The sequence below is a fragment of the Halorubrum sp. AD140 genome, assembly GCF_034497445.1.
Lineage (GTDB): Archaea > Halobacteriota > Halobacteria > Halobacteriales > Haloferacaceae > Halorubrum.
In genome coordinates this window covers 15,751-31,952 of the sequence record NZ_JAXRUU010000018.1, presented here as the reverse complement: position 1 = coordinate 31,952, position 16,202 = coordinate 15,751, and the positions used below count along the sequence as shown (strand labels likewise).

At 71.7% G+C, this 16,202-nt stretch carries 19 protein-coding genes; 12 read left to right on the top strand and 7 right to left on the bottom strand.

What is annotated here, in order from left to right:
• Nucleotides 1-32: 32 nt before the first annotated feature.
• Together U4E84_RS06725 and U4E84_RS06720 are read right to left on the bottom strand one after the other, a co-directional pair.
• The gene (locus tag U4E84_RS06725) at nucleotides 33-515 is read right to left on the bottom strand and encodes a metal-dependent hydrolase (RefSeq protein ID WP_322531321.1); all 483 of its coding nucleotides are present in this window, start codon (nucleotides 513-515) and stop codon (nucleotides 33-35) included.
• A 144-nt stretch (nucleotides 516-659) separates the two neighbouring features.
• A complete protein-coding gene (locus U4E84_RS06720; RefSeq protein ID WP_322531345.1) occupies nucleotides 660-1,583 on the bottom strand; it encodes an NAD(P)/FAD-dependent oxidoreductase in 924 nt (307 codons plus the stop codon).
• 138 nt (nucleotides 1,584-1,721) lie between these two features.
• Here U4E84_RS06720 and U4E84_RS06715 point away from each other — a divergent pair, with 138 nt between their 5' ends.
• The 7 genes from U4E84_RS06715 (at nucleotide 1,722) to U4E84_RS06685 (ending at nucleotide 4,023) form a co-directional block, all read left to right on the top strand.
• A complete protein-coding gene (locus U4E84_RS06715; RefSeq protein WP_008004716.1) occupies nucleotides 1,722-1,988 on the top strand; it encodes a hypothetical protein in 267 nt (88 codons plus the stop codon).
• A gap of 3 nt (nucleotides 1,989-1,991) precedes the next feature.
• A complete protein-coding gene (locus U4E84_RS06710; protein WP_322531320.1) occupies nucleotides 1,992-2,126 on the top strand; it encodes a DNA-directed RNA polymerase subunit P in 135 nt (44 codons plus the stop codon).
• A 21-nt stretch (nucleotides 2,127-2,147) separates the two neighbouring features.
• Complete coding sequence (locus U4E84_RS06705) at nucleotides 2,148-2,411, top strand: KEOPS complex subunit Pcc1 (protein ID WP_322531319.1); 264 nt, start codon at nucleotides 2,148-2,150, stop codon at nucleotides 2,409-2,411.
• Nucleotides 2,412-2,538: 127 nt separating this feature from the next.
• Nucleotides 2,539-2,922 (top strand): prefoldin subunit beta, encoded by a 384-nt coding sequence (locus tag U4E84_RS06700; RefSeq protein ID WP_322531344.1) that lies wholly within the window; start codon nucleotides 2,539-2,541, stop codon nucleotides 2,920-2,922.
• 7 nt (nucleotides 2,923-2,929) lie between these two features.
• A complete protein-coding gene (locus U4E84_RS06695) occupies nucleotides 2,930-3,217 on the top strand; it encodes a DUF3194 domain-containing protein (protein WP_322531318.1) in 288 nt (95 codons plus the stop codon).
• Between the two features lie 154 nt (nucleotides 3,218-3,371).
• Nucleotides 3,372-3,569, top strand: coding sequence for an HVO_0649 family zinc finger protein (locus tag U4E84_RS06690; RefSeq protein ID WP_322531317.1), 198 nt, complete (start codon nucleotides 3,372-3,374; stop codon nucleotides 3,567-3,569).
• 13 nt (nucleotides 3,570-3,582) lie between these two features.
• Complete coding sequence (locus tag U4E84_RS06685; RefSeq protein ID WP_322531316.1) at nucleotides 3,583-4,023, top strand: universal stress protein; 441 nt, start codon at nucleotides 3,583-3,585, stop codon at nucleotides 4,021-4,023.
• Nucleotides 4,024-4,030: 7 nt separating this feature from the next.
• Here U4E84_RS06685 and U4E84_RS06680 read toward each other — a convergent pair whose 3' ends face one another.
• The 3 genes from U4E84_RS06680 to pth2 all read right to left on the bottom strand — a co-directional run bounded on the left by U4E84_RS06680 (nucleotide 4,031) and on the right by pth2 (nucleotide 6,533).
• Nucleotides 4,031-4,585: a GMP synthase subunit A gene (locus tag U4E84_RS06680; RefSeq protein WP_322531315.1), complete on the bottom strand. Its 555-nt coding sequence runs from the start codon at nucleotides 4,583-4,585 to the stop codon at nucleotides 4,031-4,033.
• 145 nt (nucleotides 4,586-4,730) lie between these two features.
• Nucleotides 4,731-6,194, bottom strand: coding sequence for a tRNA pseudouridine(13) synthase TruD (truD, locus tag U4E84_RS06675; RefSeq protein ID WP_322531314.1), 1,464 nt, complete (start codon nucleotides 6,192-6,194; stop codon nucleotides 4,731-4,733).
• On the bottom strand, nucleotides 6,195-6,533 hold the full coding sequence (pth2, locus tag U4E84_RS06670) for a peptidyl-tRNA hydrolase Pth2 (RefSeq protein ID WP_322531313.1): 339 nt from the start codon (nucleotides 6,531-6,533) through the stop codon (nucleotides 6,195-6,197).
• 150 nt (nucleotides 6,534-6,683) lie between these two features.
• Here pth2 and U4E84_RS06665 point away from each other — a divergent pair, with 150 nt between their 5' ends.
• The 4 genes from U4E84_RS06665 to U4E84_RS06650 all read left to right on the top strand — a co-directional run bounded on the left by U4E84_RS06665 (nucleotide 6,684) and on the right by U4E84_RS06650 (nucleotide 11,554).
• Nucleotides 6,684-7,112: a plastocyanin/azurin family copper-binding protein gene (locus U4E84_RS06665; RefSeq protein WP_322531312.1), complete on the top strand. Its 429-nt coding sequence runs from the start codon at nucleotides 6,684-6,686 to the stop codon at nucleotides 7,110-7,112.
• Nucleotides 7,113-7,238: 126 nt separating this feature from the next.
• Entirely contained in the window at nucleotides 7,239-8,090 is an 852-nt protein-coding gene (locus tag U4E84_RS06660) for a sulfite exporter TauE/SafE family protein (RefSeq protein WP_322531311.1), read from the top strand.
• Between the two features lie 3 nt (nucleotides 8,091-8,093).
• On the top strand, nucleotides 8,094-10,622 hold the full coding sequence (locus U4E84_RS06655; protein ID WP_322531310.1) for a cation-translocating P-type ATPase: 2,529 nt from the start codon (nucleotides 8,094-8,096) through the stop codon (nucleotides 10,620-10,622).
• Nucleotides 10,623-10,765: 143 nt separating this feature from the next.
• Nucleotides 10,766-11,554 carry an aldo/keto reductase gene (locus U4E84_RS06650; protein ID WP_322531343.1) on the top strand — a complete coding sequence of 263 codons (789 nt, stop codon included), beginning with the start codon at nucleotides 10,766-10,768 and terminating at the stop codon, nucleotides 11,552-11,554.
• A gap of 60 nt (nucleotides 11,555-11,614) precedes the next feature.
• Here the strand turns inward: U4E84_RS06650 and U4E84_RS06645 are convergent, their stop codons facing one another.
• Together U4E84_RS06645 and U4E84_RS06640 are read right to left on the bottom strand one after the other, a co-directional pair.
• A complete protein-coding gene (locus U4E84_RS06645; protein WP_322531309.1) occupies nucleotides 11,615-13,006 on the bottom strand; it encodes a PAS domain S-box protein in 1,392 nt (463 codons plus the stop codon).
• 57 nt (nucleotides 13,007-13,063) lie between these two features.
• A complete protein-coding gene (locus U4E84_RS06640) occupies nucleotides 13,064-14,929 on the bottom strand; it encodes a S9 family peptidase (RefSeq protein ID WP_322531308.1) in 1,866 nt (621 codons plus the stop codon).
• Between the two features lie 170 nt (nucleotides 14,930-15,099).
• On the opposite strand from U4E84_RS06640, the gene U4E84_RS06635 reads away from it, so the two are divergent.
• Entirely contained in the window at nucleotides 15,100-16,152 is a 1,053-nt protein-coding gene (locus U4E84_RS06635) for a glycosyltransferase (protein WP_322531307.1), read from the top strand.
• The last annotated feature ends 50 nt before the right edge of the window (nucleotides 16,153-16,202 follow it).

The following is a 16,202-nucleotide window of genomic DNA, read 5'->3' as shown; positions in this document are numbered from 1 at the left end:
ATATTCCTCGCCGACGGCGACCCGGACCGGTCTCAGTAGGCCACGCCGACGACGACCGCCGTCGAGAGGAGGCCCGCGACGAGGAATATCCGGTTCGCCCGGGGGTTCTTCGCCGGCATCAGATCGAGCGTGTAATGCGCCGTCGACAGCGGTCTGAAGGGGCGGATCCCCATCGGCGTGATCGCGTCTCCAGCGATGTGCGAACACAGCGACAGCGTCACGGTTCCGCCGACGAACGCGGGCGTCCATCCCGGGATCGCGTGGCCGGCGCCGCCGGCGAGCGCGACCGCCGCGAGAACCCCGGCGAGCAGACCGGCCGCGAACGCGAACGCGAGGGTGTGGGTCGGTCCTCGGTGCGGTCCCGGGAGCTGCTGGTCGACGTCGGGCAGCGTGGCGACGGCGACGGAGAGACCGCCGCCGAGGAGCGTCAGGCCGGGCTCTCCGACCGTGAGCGTGGCCCCCGCGACGGGGGCGTACGCGAGCAGGGCGATGCCGACGTGCCCACGCCAGTACATATTCGATATCCGCTCATCCCGAATAAAAATGCGTCGCCCGTGGGAGCGACGCGGAGCGGTCGGTTCCGATTCGGACGCCGGCGCTCTCCGTCGCGTTTGGGCTTCTCGGTCGTTTCGGGGCCCCTCCGTCGCGTCGGTGCGCTCTTAGTCGTCGGCGGGGGCGTCGCCGGCGGAGAGCCGGACTTCGGGGCCGTCGACGCCGAGCTCGTCGAGCGCGGTCTGTGCGGCGCGCTTGCCCGAGACGAGCATCGCGCCGAACGTCGGTCCCATCCGCGGGAGGCCGTGGGCTGTCGCGACCGCCACCCCGGTCGCGATCAGCCCGTCGTGGACGACGCCGGTGTGCTCGACGACGGCGTCCTCGCTCGCGCCGACCCACATCGAGTCGTGGCCGGGCGAGTCGTGACCGGGGGCGCCGTACTGGTCGTCGCCGGTCCGGTCCATCCCGGTGTTGTGCTCCCGCGCGTGCTCGATGCCGGGCGCCGACAGGACGCCGCGCTCGTCGAGCTTGCTGATCGCGACCGCGTCGTGGCCGGTCGCGTCGATCACGAGGTCGGACTCGACCGCGATCGGGTCGACGCAGGTGATCTCGCGCGGGAGCGCGTGGACGGGGGTCCAGTTCATCACGATCCCGCCGACGCGGTGGTCCTCGCGGACGACCAGGTCGGTGAACTCGGTCATGTTCTGGGCGCGCGCGCCGGCGTCGCAGGCCGCCTTGATCAGCCCGGAGCACGCCTCGGGGCCGGCCGCCGTGTACAGCCCCTCGACGTCCGCGACCGGATCGTAGTCGACGTCGAGGTCGTCTAAGATCTCCTGTGCGGGGTCGCGGACCGTCACGGTGTTCATCAGGAACCCGCCGAGCCAGAAGCCGCCGCCGAGGTAGTTGTTCTTCTCGACTATCATCACGTCCCGCTCGGCCAGCTCCTTCGCGGCCATCAGTCCGGAGGGGCCGCCACCGAGGACGATCACGTCGGAGTCGGTGAACTCGAGGAAGACGTCGGTCCACTCCGCGCCGATGGCCCGCGTCACGTCGGTCTCGCTCACGTCGCTGAAGCCGTCGAATCCGTGTATAAAACTGAGTAATACTACTGAGTTGTAAAAGGCGTTGCGGTCGGGGCGACCGCCCGCCGCGTGGCCGTCGGATGGCACGCCTCCCGACGCCCCCGACTCGTAGCCTTTTTACCCGCGCTGGCGGTAGACGGACTCACTATGGCTGAGGACAAGGCACGAAGCACCGGGAGTGCGGGCCGATTCGGCGCCCGCTACGGGCGGGTCTCCCGCAAGCGGGTCCAGGACATCGAAGAGGAGATGCAGAACGCGACCGTCGACGGCGACGACGTCACGCGCAAGGGCACCGGCATCTGGGTGAACGAGGAGACCGGCGAGACGTTCACGGGCGGAGCGTACCGCCCCGAGACGCCCGGCGGCCGCACCGTCCGCCGCTCCATCCGCGCCGCACTCGCCGACGAGGAGTAGGCCGTGAGCTACAAGTGCTCCCGCTGTAAGCGCGACGTCACCCTCGACGAGTACGGCGGCGTGCGCTGCCCGTACTGTGGCCACCGCGTCCTCCTGAAGGAGCGCGGCGGCGACATGAAGGAAGTGAACGTCGAGTAACCCCCCGGCTCGCCACTCCCCGTGACGGCGACCCGCGCACACCGGACGACGCTCTCGTTCCGCTACCACTCCGAGCGGCGCGCACGGGTCGTCGCCGACGCGCTGGCCCCGGAAGTCGGCGAGATCGACGACGCCCGCTCGGCCGCGGACGTCGTCCGCGAGGGCGACGCGGTCCGGGTCAGCGTCGTCGCGGACGACCTCGTCGCGCTCCGCGCGGGGGTAAACAGCTGGTCGCGGCTGGTCCGGGTCGCCGAGCGGGTCGACGCCGGAGCCGGTCGGGAGTAGCCGCCGTCCGACTATCGGATCGCCCGCGAGTCGGCAGTATACGGGTTTTACCGCGGGATCGCTCCGCCAGCCGAGAAGTCGGGGGTTTTTCCGTCCGGGTCGCCTCGATTCGCCCATGCAAGGGAACATGCCGCCCGAGGCACAGGAGAAGATAGAGGAGCTGCAGGACCTACAGGAGACCGCACAGCAGGTCGCCCAGCAGAAGGAGCAGGCGAAGGCCGCGCTCAACGAGTCGAAGACGGCTCTCGACGCCCTCGAAGACGTCGACGAGGACGCCGGGATGTACCGCGAGATCGGCGAGGTGCTCGTCGAGACCGACTACGAGTCCGCCTACGACGACCTCGAGAACAAGGTCGACTCCCTCGAGGTGCGCGTCGAGCAGCTCGAGAAACAGGAGACGCGCGTCGAAGAGCAGTTCGACGACCTGCAGGGCGAGCTCCAGCAGCTGCTCCAGGGCGGCGCCGGCGGCGGCCCGATGGGCCCGGGCGGTCCGGGCGCGGGCGGCGCGTGAGCGAGCGATGAGCGACGATCCGGCGACCGGGGAGCCGAGCGACGACGGACCGAGGGGTGACGACCCGAGCGACGACGAGGTCGTCCGAACCGCCGCGACGGCGGCCGAGGGCGTCGTCTTCGCTCACTACGACCAGTCCGCGGTGACCGACCTCGACGTCACGGTGACGTTCGAGGAGGGCGTGCTCGACGTCGACGTCTACCTGAACGCCCCAGACGACCCCGATCCCGACGCGGTCGCCCGCGAGGCGGCCGAAGCCGCCGGTGAGGCCGTCGACGAGCTGTTCGCGGAGTAGGCGGCCGTTTTCCCTCCCGTTCTCCCGACCGTCGAGTCGAATCGCCGCGTCCACGACGCGCGTCCGACGCGGAACGCGACGGTCGCGAGCGGTCCGATCGCGTGGGGCCCACCGATCGGTAACTATTAATCATATTATTGTGTAATGATACCGTATGTCATCCAGCTACGGCGGCAGATCGGCGTTCGAGCGGCTCCGGGTACGGCTGGACGAGCGGCCGCACGCCTGCAGGGGGTGCGGGTTCGTCGACGACGCGGGCGGATGGGAGGCGGCCACCACGGGCGCGACCGTCGAGTACCGCCGAGAGTGCCCGAGCTGCGGGACCGAGCACGTCCGGCGGTACCAGCTCTAGGGTCGCCGGAACCGTGCGTCGCGCCGACGGATACGACGCGATCCTCTGCCCGATCGACGGGAGTTCCGGAAGCGGCGCCGCCGTGGAACACGCCTGTTACCTTGCGGAGCTGGCCGACGCGCGGCTCCACGCGCTGTTCGTCGTCGACGAGACGATCGCGGGCGCCGACGGCTGGGACGTGGTCGTCGAGCGCGAGGAGGAGCGCGGCGAGCGCGCGCTCGACGCCGTCGGCGAGGCCGGCGCGGAACGCGGGATTCCGGTCGAGAAGCACCTCCGACGCGGCCGGCCGCACGAGGAGATACTGGACGCCGCGAGCGACTACGGGGTCGACCTGATAGCGATGGGGACCCACGGGCGGACGGGGATCGGCCGGTTCGTCGCCGCGGGCTCGGTGGCCGAGCGGGTCGTGCGTCACAGCGGCGTGCCGGTGTTGACCGCGCGGCTGGAGGGGTGAGACCGCCCTAGGCCGACTCGCAGATCGAAACGAAGTTCTCGAAGACCTCCTCGCCGCGCTCGGTGTGGGCGACCTCCGGGTGCCACTGGACGCCGTACAGCCCCGCCTCGGGGCTCGACATGGCCTCGATGCCGCAGACGTCGGAGGTGGCGGTCCGGGTGAACCCGTCCGGGAGCCCCTTCACCTCGTCGGCGTGAGAGGCCCACACGCGGGTCTCGGGCGCGAGCGAGCCGACGAGCGGGTCCTCGTCGTCGACGATCTCCACGTCGACGTCGGCGTAGCCGCCGTAGTCGCCGCCGCCGACCTCGCCGCCGAGTTCGGCCGCGATCAGCTGCATTCCGAGGCAGATCCCGAACACGGGCACGTCCAGGTCGAGGTAGTCGGGCGCGTTGCCGACGCGGTCCATGTCGGGGCCGCCCGAGAGCACGATCCCGTCGGCCTCGACCTCGTCGGCGGGCGCGTCGGCGTCGACGATCTCGGTGTCGACGCCGAGGTCGCGGAGCGCCCGCCGTTCGAGGTGCGTGAACTGGCCGTGGAGGTCGATGACGACGATCCGGGTCATGGCCCAGATTGACGGCTCCCGCACAAAAACGGCTCGGAACGGGACGCAGTATCGTGGTGATCTCAACGCTTACGTTACCACAGTGATACACGAATACGGATCAAAACGGAGATCGCCGGTGGGAGGGTGCCACTCCGCGGCCCGATCAGAGGTCGAGCGGCCCCTGCTTGAGGAACTCCCGGAGCAGGACGGTCGCGTACGACCCGCTCGGGAGCGCGAACGCGAATCTGGGGTCTCCGTCCGCGAACGTCACGTCGAGGTCGGTGCGAAGGAGGAGCGCTCGCCGCGTTCCCGAGGAGTCGAACTCGCCCGGGAGCGCGAAGTCGCCCGGCTCGATCCCCGCGTCGGCGAGGACCTCGCGCTCGATGTCGCCGGGCTCGCCATCGCCGAGCTCGGTCTCCGTGCCGACGAGCGGGGCGGTGACGAACGCCCGCCCGCGCTCGCAGTGCCGCGAGACGACCGACACCCGGTCGGCGTCGATCCGCTGGAGCCGGTCCGCGTCCGGCGCGTACAGCCCGTCGGGGGCGTCGCGGTCGGCGAAACAGACCACGTCGCCGGCGACGGGACGGTCGAAGGGGAGCCCGCGGCGGAGCCGCTCGCTGACGATCCGGTTGAAGAGGAACGACTGCGCGGCGTTGACGAACAGCCGCTGGAGGTTCGACGGCACCGCCTCCAGCGCGTGCCACCAGTCGTCGTGGTCCGGGGGCGCGTCGGGGTCGACGCCGCGGTCGGCGAGCCGGTGGACCATCGAACGCTCGAACCGGAGCTTACCGGGGATCGCGTCGAGGCAGGCGCGCCAGTCGCCGTCGCCGGTCCCGTCAGCGGCGGGACCGGATCCCCCCTCCGCCCCGAACGCCGCGTCGACGCGGTCGCGCGCGGTCCGGGTGTCGTCCGGCTCCGTCTCGGCGGGGTTACCCGCGTACAGCCGGACCGCCTCGCGGGGGTCGCGCCGAGCGATCGCGAGTCCGACGACGTGGGTGACGGGCCGTCGACTGCCGAAGCGCTGCTGGCCGAAGTAGTTCGGGACGCCGACGGTCGCGTCGGTCGTGGAGTCGTCGCCAGCGTCGTCATCGCCGCCGCTCGCGTCGTCGCCCGCGAACGCCCGGAGGTCGCGCACCGCGTCGGCGACGCGCTCGGGGGCCTCCTCAACCGCGTCGGCGACGCGGATCTCGAAGGCATTGCCGGCGAGGTCGCCGAACGAGAGCCGGCGTCCCGCGCGGCCGAGCGGCTCGACCTCGGCGCCGCGGATCGCGGGGAGCTCGTCGGGGTCGACCCCGCGGAGGGTGAACAGCTGCGTGGTGACGGCGCGCTTGTCCTTCGTCCCGGCCCAGGAGACGCGCTCGCGGCTGATCCCGAGGGCGTCGGAGATCCGGCGCGCGAAGTCGTTCGTGTCCCAGTCGCGCAGGGTGACGCGGACGACCAGCTCGGGGTAGCCCCCGCGGTCGGCGTCGAGCGGCGCCGACTCGAACGCCTCCAGTTCGCGGACGCGGAAGTCCTCGGGCGACTCGCGGAGCCGACCGCCGATCCCGTCCGCGTCGCTGACGTAGTACTCGATCCCGACGGCGCGCTCGGTCGGATGCGCCTCGCGGAGGGCGTGGTCGACGGTCATCTAGTACAGCGAGAGGTCCCCGGTCACGCGGTCGACGCTCTCGTCGCGTGCGGGCCCGACCGCGAGCGCGGTGACGGTTCCGGGCTCCAGCTGGGTGTGGCCCGCGTCGCGGACGATCGCGTACGGGAGCCCCTCCTTGTCCGCCTTGTCGGCCAGCTCGAACAGCTGGCGCTCGGAGTCGCCCTTCAGCACGACCTTCTTCTGTCCCTCGCCCTGCCACTTCTTTCGGGCGCGCCGCCCCGCGTCCTGGTACGCGGACAGCGACGCGTGCGCGACCTGCGCGGCGAGCTTCCCCTCGCCCATGCCGATGTCCGTCCGGGCGACGATGGCCTGTTTCATGCCGGATCTCACCGCCGCCGCGGGTTTAGCGCTTTTCTCTCGTCCGCCTCGTCGGCGGCCGGCGCGCGCGCGACCGGCACGACGGCGGGGGCGTTCCCGCGAGACGGGGCCAACCGCGGCGTTAAAACGCGCGAGGCCCCGAGGTGAGGTATGCATCGCAGAGGGCTCCTCCGACGGGTCGGCGCGGCCGGGATCGGGGTCGGGGCGACGGCCGCCCTCGCCGGGTGCGCCGGCGTCGGCGGCGACCCGGACTACGACGTGGGGATGGTCGCGGACGGGTACCGCCCGGCGGAGCTGACCGTCTCCGTCGGCGACACCGTCGTGTGGGAGAACACGAGCTCGCGGACCCACACCGTCACCGCCTACGAGGGGGGCATCCCCGACGACGCCGAGTACTTCGCCTCCGGCGGCTACGAGAACGAGCCGACCGCCCGCGCCGAGTGGACCTCGGAGTTCGGCGGCGGCCTGGAGACGGGCGACCGGTTCTCGCACGCGTTCGAGGTCCCGGGCCGGTATGACTACGTCTGTCTCCCGCACGAGACGGGCGGCATGTACGCGACCGTCTTCGTGGAGGAGTGACGTGCGGCGAGCCCGCGACGCGCACGGCCCGGGGCGGACCGACTCAGCGCAGCCTGGAGCGAGGCCGGCCGGCGTGGACGAAACGCATTACCGCGCGAGGCGACAACGCTCGGTGATCAACCACCAATGACCGCCTCGACGCTGCTGGGAGTCGACGTCCTCCTGTTCCTCGCCATCGGGCTGCTCGGCGGCGCCCACTGCATCGGCATGTGCGGCCCGCTGGTCACGGTGTACGCCGGGCGGATGCGGGAGGGGAGCGGCCGAGCCGACGGCGGGAACGCGGCCGACGGCGCCGGCTCTCCGACCGGGACCGGCGGGAGCGCGACCCGCCGCGGGAGCCACCTGACCACCTACGAGGTGCGCCAGCACGCGCTGTTCAACCTCGGGCGCGCCGCGAGCTACGCGACCATCGGCGCGGCGCTCGGCGCGCTCGGCGGCGCCGTCCTCGTCACGACGGCGACGCTGACCGGCGCGGCCGAGGCGGTCCGCGGTGTCGTCGGCCTCGGCGTCGGCGCGGCCGTCATCCTCGTCGGCGTCCGGTACGTCCTCGGCGGCGCGACCGGCGGGGTCCACCTCCCGGGGCTCGAACGCGTCACCGGCTGGCTCACCGGTCACGTCGACCGGCTCGCGAACGGCCCCGGGATCGTCGGGCTCGGCGCGGTCCACGGCCTGCTCCCCTGTCCGATCCTCTACCCGGCGTACCTCTACGCGTTCGCCAGCGGCTCGGCCGTCAGCGGCGGGGTCGCGCTGGCGGCGCTCGGGATCGGGACCATGCCCGCGGTGTTCCTCTACGGCACCGTGATCGAGAGCGTCGACGCGGTCCACCGGCGCCGGGTCCACCGGCTGCTCGGCGTCGCCTTCGTCCTGCTCGGCTACGTGCTGTTCGCTCACGGACTGATGGCGATCGGGGTCCACGTGCCGCACCCGCGGCTCCCGTTCTGGAACCCGCTCGACGCCGGAATGGCCGGAGGTCACTGACCGATGAGCGCCCCCGACTGCACCCTCTGTGAGCTCCCGACCGAGGGCGTCGACGTCGTCGACGGCGACGGCAACGAGTTCTGCTGTTCCGGCTGCCGGGACGTGTACGCGGCCCTCGGCGACGTCGACGTCGACGCGGAGGCGGTGCGCGAGCGGCGGCAGGCTGGCGAGGGGGAGGCGGGCGGCGGCCCCCGAGACGAGGTCCCCGCCGACCACGAGGCGACGTTCCTCGAGGTGGACGGGATGCACTGCGCGACCTGCGAGGCGTTCATCGAGGCGGTCGCGACCCGGACCGAGGGCGTCAGCGCCGCCAGCGCGAGTTACGTCACGGACACGGTGCGGATCGACCACGACCCGGACGCCGCGTCGACCGACGACCTCGCCGAGGCGGTGAGCGGGCTCGGCTACAGCGCGTACCCGCGCGACGACGCCTTCGCCCGCCGGCAGGCCGACAACATGGCGACCGCGCGGGTCGCGGCGGGCGTCATGGTCGGGATGGCCGTCATGCTCCAGTACGTCGTTATCATCTACCCGACGTACTTCGCGTTCCCCTTCTACGACGAGCGCACGCTGGAGTACCTGAACCAGGCGATGTCGTCGACGTCGGGGACGTACTTCTTCATCGTGATCGCGGTCTTGACGACCGTCGTCCTGTTTTTCACCGGCAAGCCGATACTGCGGGGGGCGTACGTCAGCGCGAAGACCCGGTCGCCGAACATGGACCTCCTCGTCGCCATCGCGGCGGTGAGCGCCTACGCGTACAGCACGCTCGCGGTGATCTTCGTCGAGTCGCCGTCGATCTACTACGACGTGACGGTCGCGATCGTCGTGATCGTCACCGTCGGCAACCGCTACGAGGACTCGGTCAAGCGGCGCGCGACCGACCTCCTCTCCGATCTCACCGCGGTGCAGGTCGACAGCGCCCGACGGCTGGTCGGGGGCGAAGACGAGAGCGAGACCGAGGAGGTCGCCATCGACGCGCTCTCCCCCGACGACCGCCTCCTCGTGCGGGCCGGCGAGCGCGTCCCGGTCGACGGCGAGGTCGTCGCGGGCGACGCCGCGGTCGACGAGTCGGTCGTCACCGGCGAGTCGATGCCGGTCCGGAAGACCCGCGGCGACGACGTGGTCGGCGGTTCCGTGGTCGCGGACGGCTCGCTCACGGTCGCGGTCGGGCCGGACGCGAGCTCCAGCCTCGACCGCGTCGCGGAGCTCGTCTGGGACCTCCAGAGCGGAAACCACGGCGTCCAGAAGCTCGCCGACCGCCTCGCGACCGTCTTCGTCCCGGTCGTCCTCGCGGTCGCGGTCGTCGCCGCCGCGGCCAACCTCGCGCTCGGCAACGGCGTCACCGAGGCGATGCTCGTCGGGCTCACCGTGCTCATCGTCTCGTGTCCGTGCGCGCTCGGTCTCGCGACGCCGCTCGCGGTCGCCGCGGGGATCCGCGACGCCTTAGAGCGGTCAATCGTGATCTTCGACGACACCGTCTTCGAGCGGGTCCGCGACGCGGAGACGGTCGTCTTCGACAAGACGGGGACGCTCACTACCGGCGAGATGGAGGTGCTTCGGGCCGACGTCGACGACGACCTGCTCCGCCTCGCAGCCGCGCTGGAGGAGCGCTCGGCCCACCCGGTCGGGCGAGCGATCGCCGCGGCGCGAGCGAGCGCTGACGGGGGCCCGCGAGACACCGACGCGTCCCCGGCCCCCTCCGCGGTAGCCGACGGCGGGACGACCGAGACGGCATCGCCCGCCGGCGAGCCCGACGCGGCCGCCGAGGACGACGCCCGCGAGACGCCCGTCGTCGAGGCGTTCGAGAGCCACGCCCGCGGCGTCTCCGGCGTCGTCGACGGCGTCCGGGTCGTCGTGGGGCACCCCGCCCTGTTCGACGAGCGCGGCTGGACGGTCTCCGACGCGATCCGGGAGGCGGTCGCCGAGGCGCGCGACGTGGGGCGCGTCCCGGTGGCTGTCGGACGCGACGGCGCCGCCGAGGGCGTCGTCGTGGTCGGCGACGAGCTGCGCGAGGGGTGGGAGGAGACGGTGACCGCCCTCGCGGACGCGGGCGTCGACGTGGTCGTGCTCACGGGCGACGACGAGCGCGCGGCGACCGTCTTCAGCGAGCACGACGCGGTCGCCTCGGTGTTCGCGGGCGTCCCGCCCGAGGGGAAAGCCGAGACGATCGAGCGGCTGAAGGCGAGCGGGCTGACCGTGATGGTCGGCGACGGGACCAACGACGCGCCGGCGCTCGCCGCGGCGGACCTCGGGATCGCGCTCGGCGGCGGCACGGCGATGGCGGCCGACGCCGCCGACGCCGCCATCGTGGACGACGACCTCGGCTCCGTGGCGACCGTCTTCGAGCTCGCGCGCGCGGCGGGCCGGCGCGTGAAGGGGAACATCGGCTGGGCGTTCTGCTACAACGCGGTCGCAATCCCGCTCGCGGCGACCGGCCTGCTGAACCCGCTGTTCGCCGCCGTCGCGATGGGCGCGTCGAGCCTGCTCGTGGTGACGAACTCGTCGCGCGCGCTGCTGTCCGACGACTGAGTCCCCTCGGGACCGTCCCACGACGGGCCCGTGCCCGTCCGCGGCCGCGCCCGCCCCGACCACAAGCGACTTTCGGCTCACGCGAGTAGTGGCGGGCGATGACAGATCAAACACAGCAGCCCGCCGTACCGACCCGCAACGGGATGCCCGTCCTCGGGCTCGGCACGTGGGAGAACGACGACCCCGCGCAGTGTACCGAATCGGTGGCGAACGCGCTCGACGCCGGCTACCGCCACGTCGACACCGCCCAGATCTACGGCAACGAGGCGGCGGTCGGCGAGGGGATCGCCGAGAGCGACGTGGACCGCGAGGACGTCTTCCTCGCGTCGAAGGTGTGGATCGACAACCTCGCGCCCGCGGACGTCGCCTCGTCGACCCGCGAGAGCGTAGAGAAGCTCGGCGTCGACGCGGTCGATCTCATGTACGTCCACTGGCCGGCCGGGGAGTACGAGCCGGCGGAGACGCTGCCCGCGTTCGCCGAGTTGCGCGACGAAGGGCTGATCGACCGCATCGGCGTCTCCAACTTCGAGCCGGAACACCTCGACGAGGCGACCGACGCGCTCGGCGAGGCGCCGTTCGCGAACCAGGTCGAGATGCACCCGCTGCTCCGACAGGAGGAGCTCCGCGAGTACGCCGACGCCAACGACGTCGAACTCGTCGCCTACTCCCCGCTCGCCCGCGGCGAGGTCCTCGACGACCCGGCGGTCGTCGACATCGCCGAGAAACACGGCGTCAGCGCAGCGCAGGTAAGCCTCGCGTGGCTCCGCGAGTCCGGCGTCACCGCCATCCCGAAGGCGACCGGGATCGACCACATCCGCGACAACCTCGCGAGTCTCGACCTCGAGCTCGACGACGAGGATGTCGCGGCGATCGACGAGCTCGGCCGGACTGACCGCCAGCTCAACCCCGACTTCGGACCGGACTGGGAGTAGTTTCGACGTCGACCGCAGCCGCGCGTCCGGTTACGGGAATTGCCGTGGGCGTGGCGCCGCTCAATCGACGATCCCCGGCAGCCGGACCGTGATCTCGTTCCCACGATCGGCGCCGGACTCCACCGTAATGCTCCCGTTCGAGATCTCCACGCACCAGTAGACGAGCCAGAACCCCAGCCCGCTGCTGTGGTACACGTCGGTCATGTCGTGGTCGCCGGTGAGGACGTTCGCCTCGATGGCCGGTATCGGCGTGTGATCGTCCCGAATCACGAGTTCCGCGTGCTCCGGGGTCCGACGGAGCCGGACGCCCACGGTCGGATCGTCGCCGTCGGCGTGTCGGATCGCGTTTTCGAGCAGCTCGATCACCGCCGCTCGGAGTTCGGCACACCCCTCGACCGCGACCGGGTCGAGCGTCGACACCTCGATCGAGGCGTGCGGGTAGCGGTCCCGGGCGGCCGCCACGCACTCGGTGACCGCCTCGTCGAGCCGGATCCGTTCGATGTTCCCCTGTCCGGTGATGAGATCGATGATCTCGCGCTCCTTCTCGGCGGTCTCTAAGAGCTGTTCGCCGACCCGACGGATCACGGCGGTGTGTTCGGCCGTGTTCGGCACGTCCTCGAGGACCTCGGCCGTGCCGAGGATGACGTTGAGGTCGTTCCGGAGGTTGTGTCGGAGGAGGTTGTCCATCACGACCAACTGGCGCTCGCGGCGGCGCCGGTCCGTGATGTCTCTCGTGAACCCCGTGATGCGGACCACCTCGCCGTCGACCGTGATCGGTTCGCCCTGGACCCAGATCCAGCGGCTGTACCCCTCGTCGGGGTTCACCCGGTACTCCATGTCGACGGGAGTCCCCTCGGAGAGCAGCCCCATCGCCTCCTCGACCGCGGGCACGTCGTCGGGGTGGACCGTGTCGAGAAACGCCTTGGGGTCGTCGGTGACCTCCGACACGGACCCCCCGTAGACGTCCTCGTAGGCCGGGTTCACGAACAGCAGTTCGGACCAGTCGGCGTTGAACATCCAGAGCACGTCGCCCGAGACGGCCGCGATCTCCCGGAGGTGCGAGGCGGTCTCGGCGCGCTCGCGCTCGGCCTCGACCCGGTCGGTGACGTCCCGAGAGCTGACCACGAAGCCGTCGAGCGCGGAGTCGGTGAGGTTCGACATCCGGCTCTCCAGCCAGACCCACGACCCGTCCGCGGCCCCGTGGCGGTACTCGACGGTCTCCTCGGCGAATCCGTCGCTCTCGATCACTCGGCGGAACGCGCGGCGGACCCGACGCTCCTCGTCGGGGTGGACGTACTCGAAGGCGTTCTCGCCCACGAGCTCGTCCGGCGTGAACCCGAGAATCCGCTCCACCGCTCCGTTGAGGTACACGAACGTCCCCGCCTCGTCTAAGAGGACGATCTTGTCCTGGGTGTGGTCGAGCAGCAGTCCGAGAGGCTCGGACTCGTTCATCCCCTCTACGTCTCGCGTGAACGTGTATAAAATCCCGGCCGTCGGCGGCGCCGCCGATCAGACGTGCGTTTCGAGGAACTCGACGATCGCGCGGTACGCCTCGATGCGGTTCTCCAGCTTCGAGAAGCCGTGGCCCTCGTCGTCGAAGATCAGCTTCCGCACCGGGACCCCCTGTTCGCGCGCCTCCTCGACGATCTGTTCGGCCTCGCCCACGGGCACCCGCGGGTCGTTGGCGCCGTGGAGGACGAACAGCGGGGCGGCGATGTTCTCGATGTTGTTGATCGGCGAGATCGACTCCAGGAACTCCCGATCCCCCTCGAGCGAGCCGTACTCCGCCTCGCGCAGCTCGCGGCGCCAGTCGCCGGTGTTCTTCAGGAAGGTGACGAAGTTCGCGATACCGACGACGTCGACGCCCGCGGCCCACAGGTCCGGGTACTCGGTGAGCGCCGCGAGCACCATGAACCCGCCGTAGGAGCCGCCCATCGCGACGACGCGGTCGGGGTCGACCTCGGGGTGGTCGTGGAGCCACTCGACGCCGGCCTCGACGTCGGCCACGGAGTCCATCCGCTTCTCCACGTCGTCGAGCGCGGCGTACGCCTTCCCGTACCCGGAGGACCCCCGGACGTTCGGCTCGAACACCGCGTACCCGTGGTTCAGCAGGTACTGCTTCACCGAGCCGAACGAGGGGCGGCGCTGCGACTCCGGCCCGCCGTGGATGTCGACGACTACGGGGTACCCGCCCTCCGGGGGCTCCGTCTCGGGCACGGCGAAGAACGCCGGTATCTCCCGACCGTCGAAGGTGGGGTAGTGGACCAGTTCGGACTCGACGAACGTGTCCCGCGGGATCCCCGCGGTCGAGGCGGCGGTCCACCGCTCCGCCTCTCCGGTGGTCGCGTCGACCACGTACACGTTCGCGTTGTGGGCGCTCCCGGTCGCGGTGATCGCGAAGCGGTCGCCGTCCGGCCCGAAGCTCACGCCGCCGGCGACACCCGGGGGAAGGTCCGGAGACGGCAGCGGATCGATCCGATCGGACTCGACCAGCTCGCCGACCGCGATCTCGGTGTAGCCGTCGACGTTCCGCGAGTACACGACCCGCCGGGACTCCTCGTGGACCGCGACGCCGTCGACGTTCCAGCCGTCGCCGCCGGGCGTCGCGCGGGCGCCCGTCTCGTCGTCCTCGTCCGCCTCGCCCACGTCCTCGCCGGACGCGACCACGGAGAACTCCCCGGTCGCGAGCTCCACCCGCTCCAGGCGGAGCGTGTCGCTGTCGCGGTCGGTGACGAGGTAGATCCCCTCGCCGTCGGGCCCCCACTCCGGACTGCCGTACCGCGCCTCGCCCTCGTGGGGGGTGTGGTGGGTGAGGTCGCCGCGGTCGACGTCGAGGGTGTACAGGTCGTGGTCGAACGAGGAGTGCGCCTCGTGGACGATCAGGTGGTCGTCGTCCGGCGACCAGCCCGCCACGGAGAGCCAGCCGTCCCCCTCGTACACGCGCTCCGCGTCGTCGCCGGCGGCGTCCCGCGCCTGGACGTACACGTCGAACACCGACTCGTCGCGCCGGTTGGACGCGAACGCGAACCGGTCGCCCTCGCCGTCCCAGCCGCCCCAGCGGTGTTTCGCCTCCGGGCGAGCGGTGAGGTCGACGACCTCGCCGGACTCGTAGTTGAGCAGGTAGAGCTGCGCGCGCTCGTTGCCGCCCTCGTCCATGCCGAAGACGGCCTCGGCGCGCTCCGGCGAGGAGTCGACGAACGTGACGCGCTCCTCGAAGAACGTGTGCTGTTCGGGCCAGCCCAGCGGCTCGTCGAGCGACCACACCTGTCCGGTGCCGGTCGTGTCGAGCAGAAAGGAGAGCCGCCCGTCGGGGCCCAGGTCCGCGCCGCCGGCGCTCCGCACGTTGAGGTACCGTTCGATGTCGTACCGGTGCATGGGGTCCGGTTCCGTCCGCGGTGGGAAACCGTTTCGGGTGGCAGAGGGTTCGGTTCCGGACCGCTTCCGGGTCGCCTCGGGACCGCTTCCGGGGCCATCTCCGGGGCCGCTCCCGCCCCGTCGCGCCCGATGCCGGGTCTTTTTATCCGGTCCCGTCGTCCGGTCGGCGTATGCGCGTCGCGTTCGTCTCGCTTTTCGCCCCGGGCCACGGCGACACGCCGGCCCGGGCGCGAACGCGACGAGTGGCCCGCGGTCTCGCCGACCGCGGCCACGACGTGGTGTGGCTCTGCGCGCGCTGGTGGGGCGGCGACGGCGACGCCTTCGAGGAGGACGGGATCACCTATCGGTCGGTGACGGTCGAGCCGTCGCCGTCGGCGTTCGCGGCGCGGCTCCCGCTCGCGCTTCGCCGGGTCGCCCCCGACGTCGTCCACGCGGTCAACTCCCCGCCGACGCCGGGGCTCGGGGCGACCGTCGCCGGGACGCTCTCGCGGACGCCGGTCGTCGTCGACTGGTGGCGGGACCACCCCGCGGACGCCGCCCGTCGATACCGCCCGCTCGCGCGGAGCGCGGACGCGGTCACGACCCCCTCGCGCACGACGAAGACCCGGATCCGCGAGCACGGCGCCGACGGGGACGACGTGCGGGTCGTCCCCGAGAGCGTCGACTTCGACCTCGTGGAGTCGGCCGGCGTCGACGACCGGTTCGACGCGGTGTACGCTCGGCGGCTGGACCGCCACGCCAACGTCGAGACGTTCCTGCTCGGACTCGCGGAGCTCCGCGGCCGCGACTGGACCGCCGCCGTCGTCGGCGACGGCCCCGAGCGCGACCGTATCGAGGCGACCGCGAGCGACCTCCGGATCGACGACCGGGTGTCGTTCCTCGGCGACCTCTCGCGTCGCCAGCGCGTCGAGGTGTTCAAGGGGACGCACGTGGTCGCCGCGACGGCGACGTGGGAGACGTTCGCGACGGAGCTGCTGTGGGCGCTCGCGTGCGGCTGCGTCGCTCTCGTCGAGTACCAGGCGGACTCCAGCGCGCACGAGCTCGTCGAGGGGCGCGAGCGGGGACGGCTCGTCACCAGCCCGGCCGAGCTCGCCGACGAGTTCGTCGCCGTCGGCGACCTCCCCCGCCGGTCGATCGAGCCCGACTTCGCGGGGTACGACCACGGCCCGGTGTTGGACCGGTACGTCGAGACGTACCGGGACCTCCTCGGGAGCGGGAGGTAGGACCTCCTCGGGAGCGAGACGTACCGAGAACGCGAGCGACGCCAGACGGC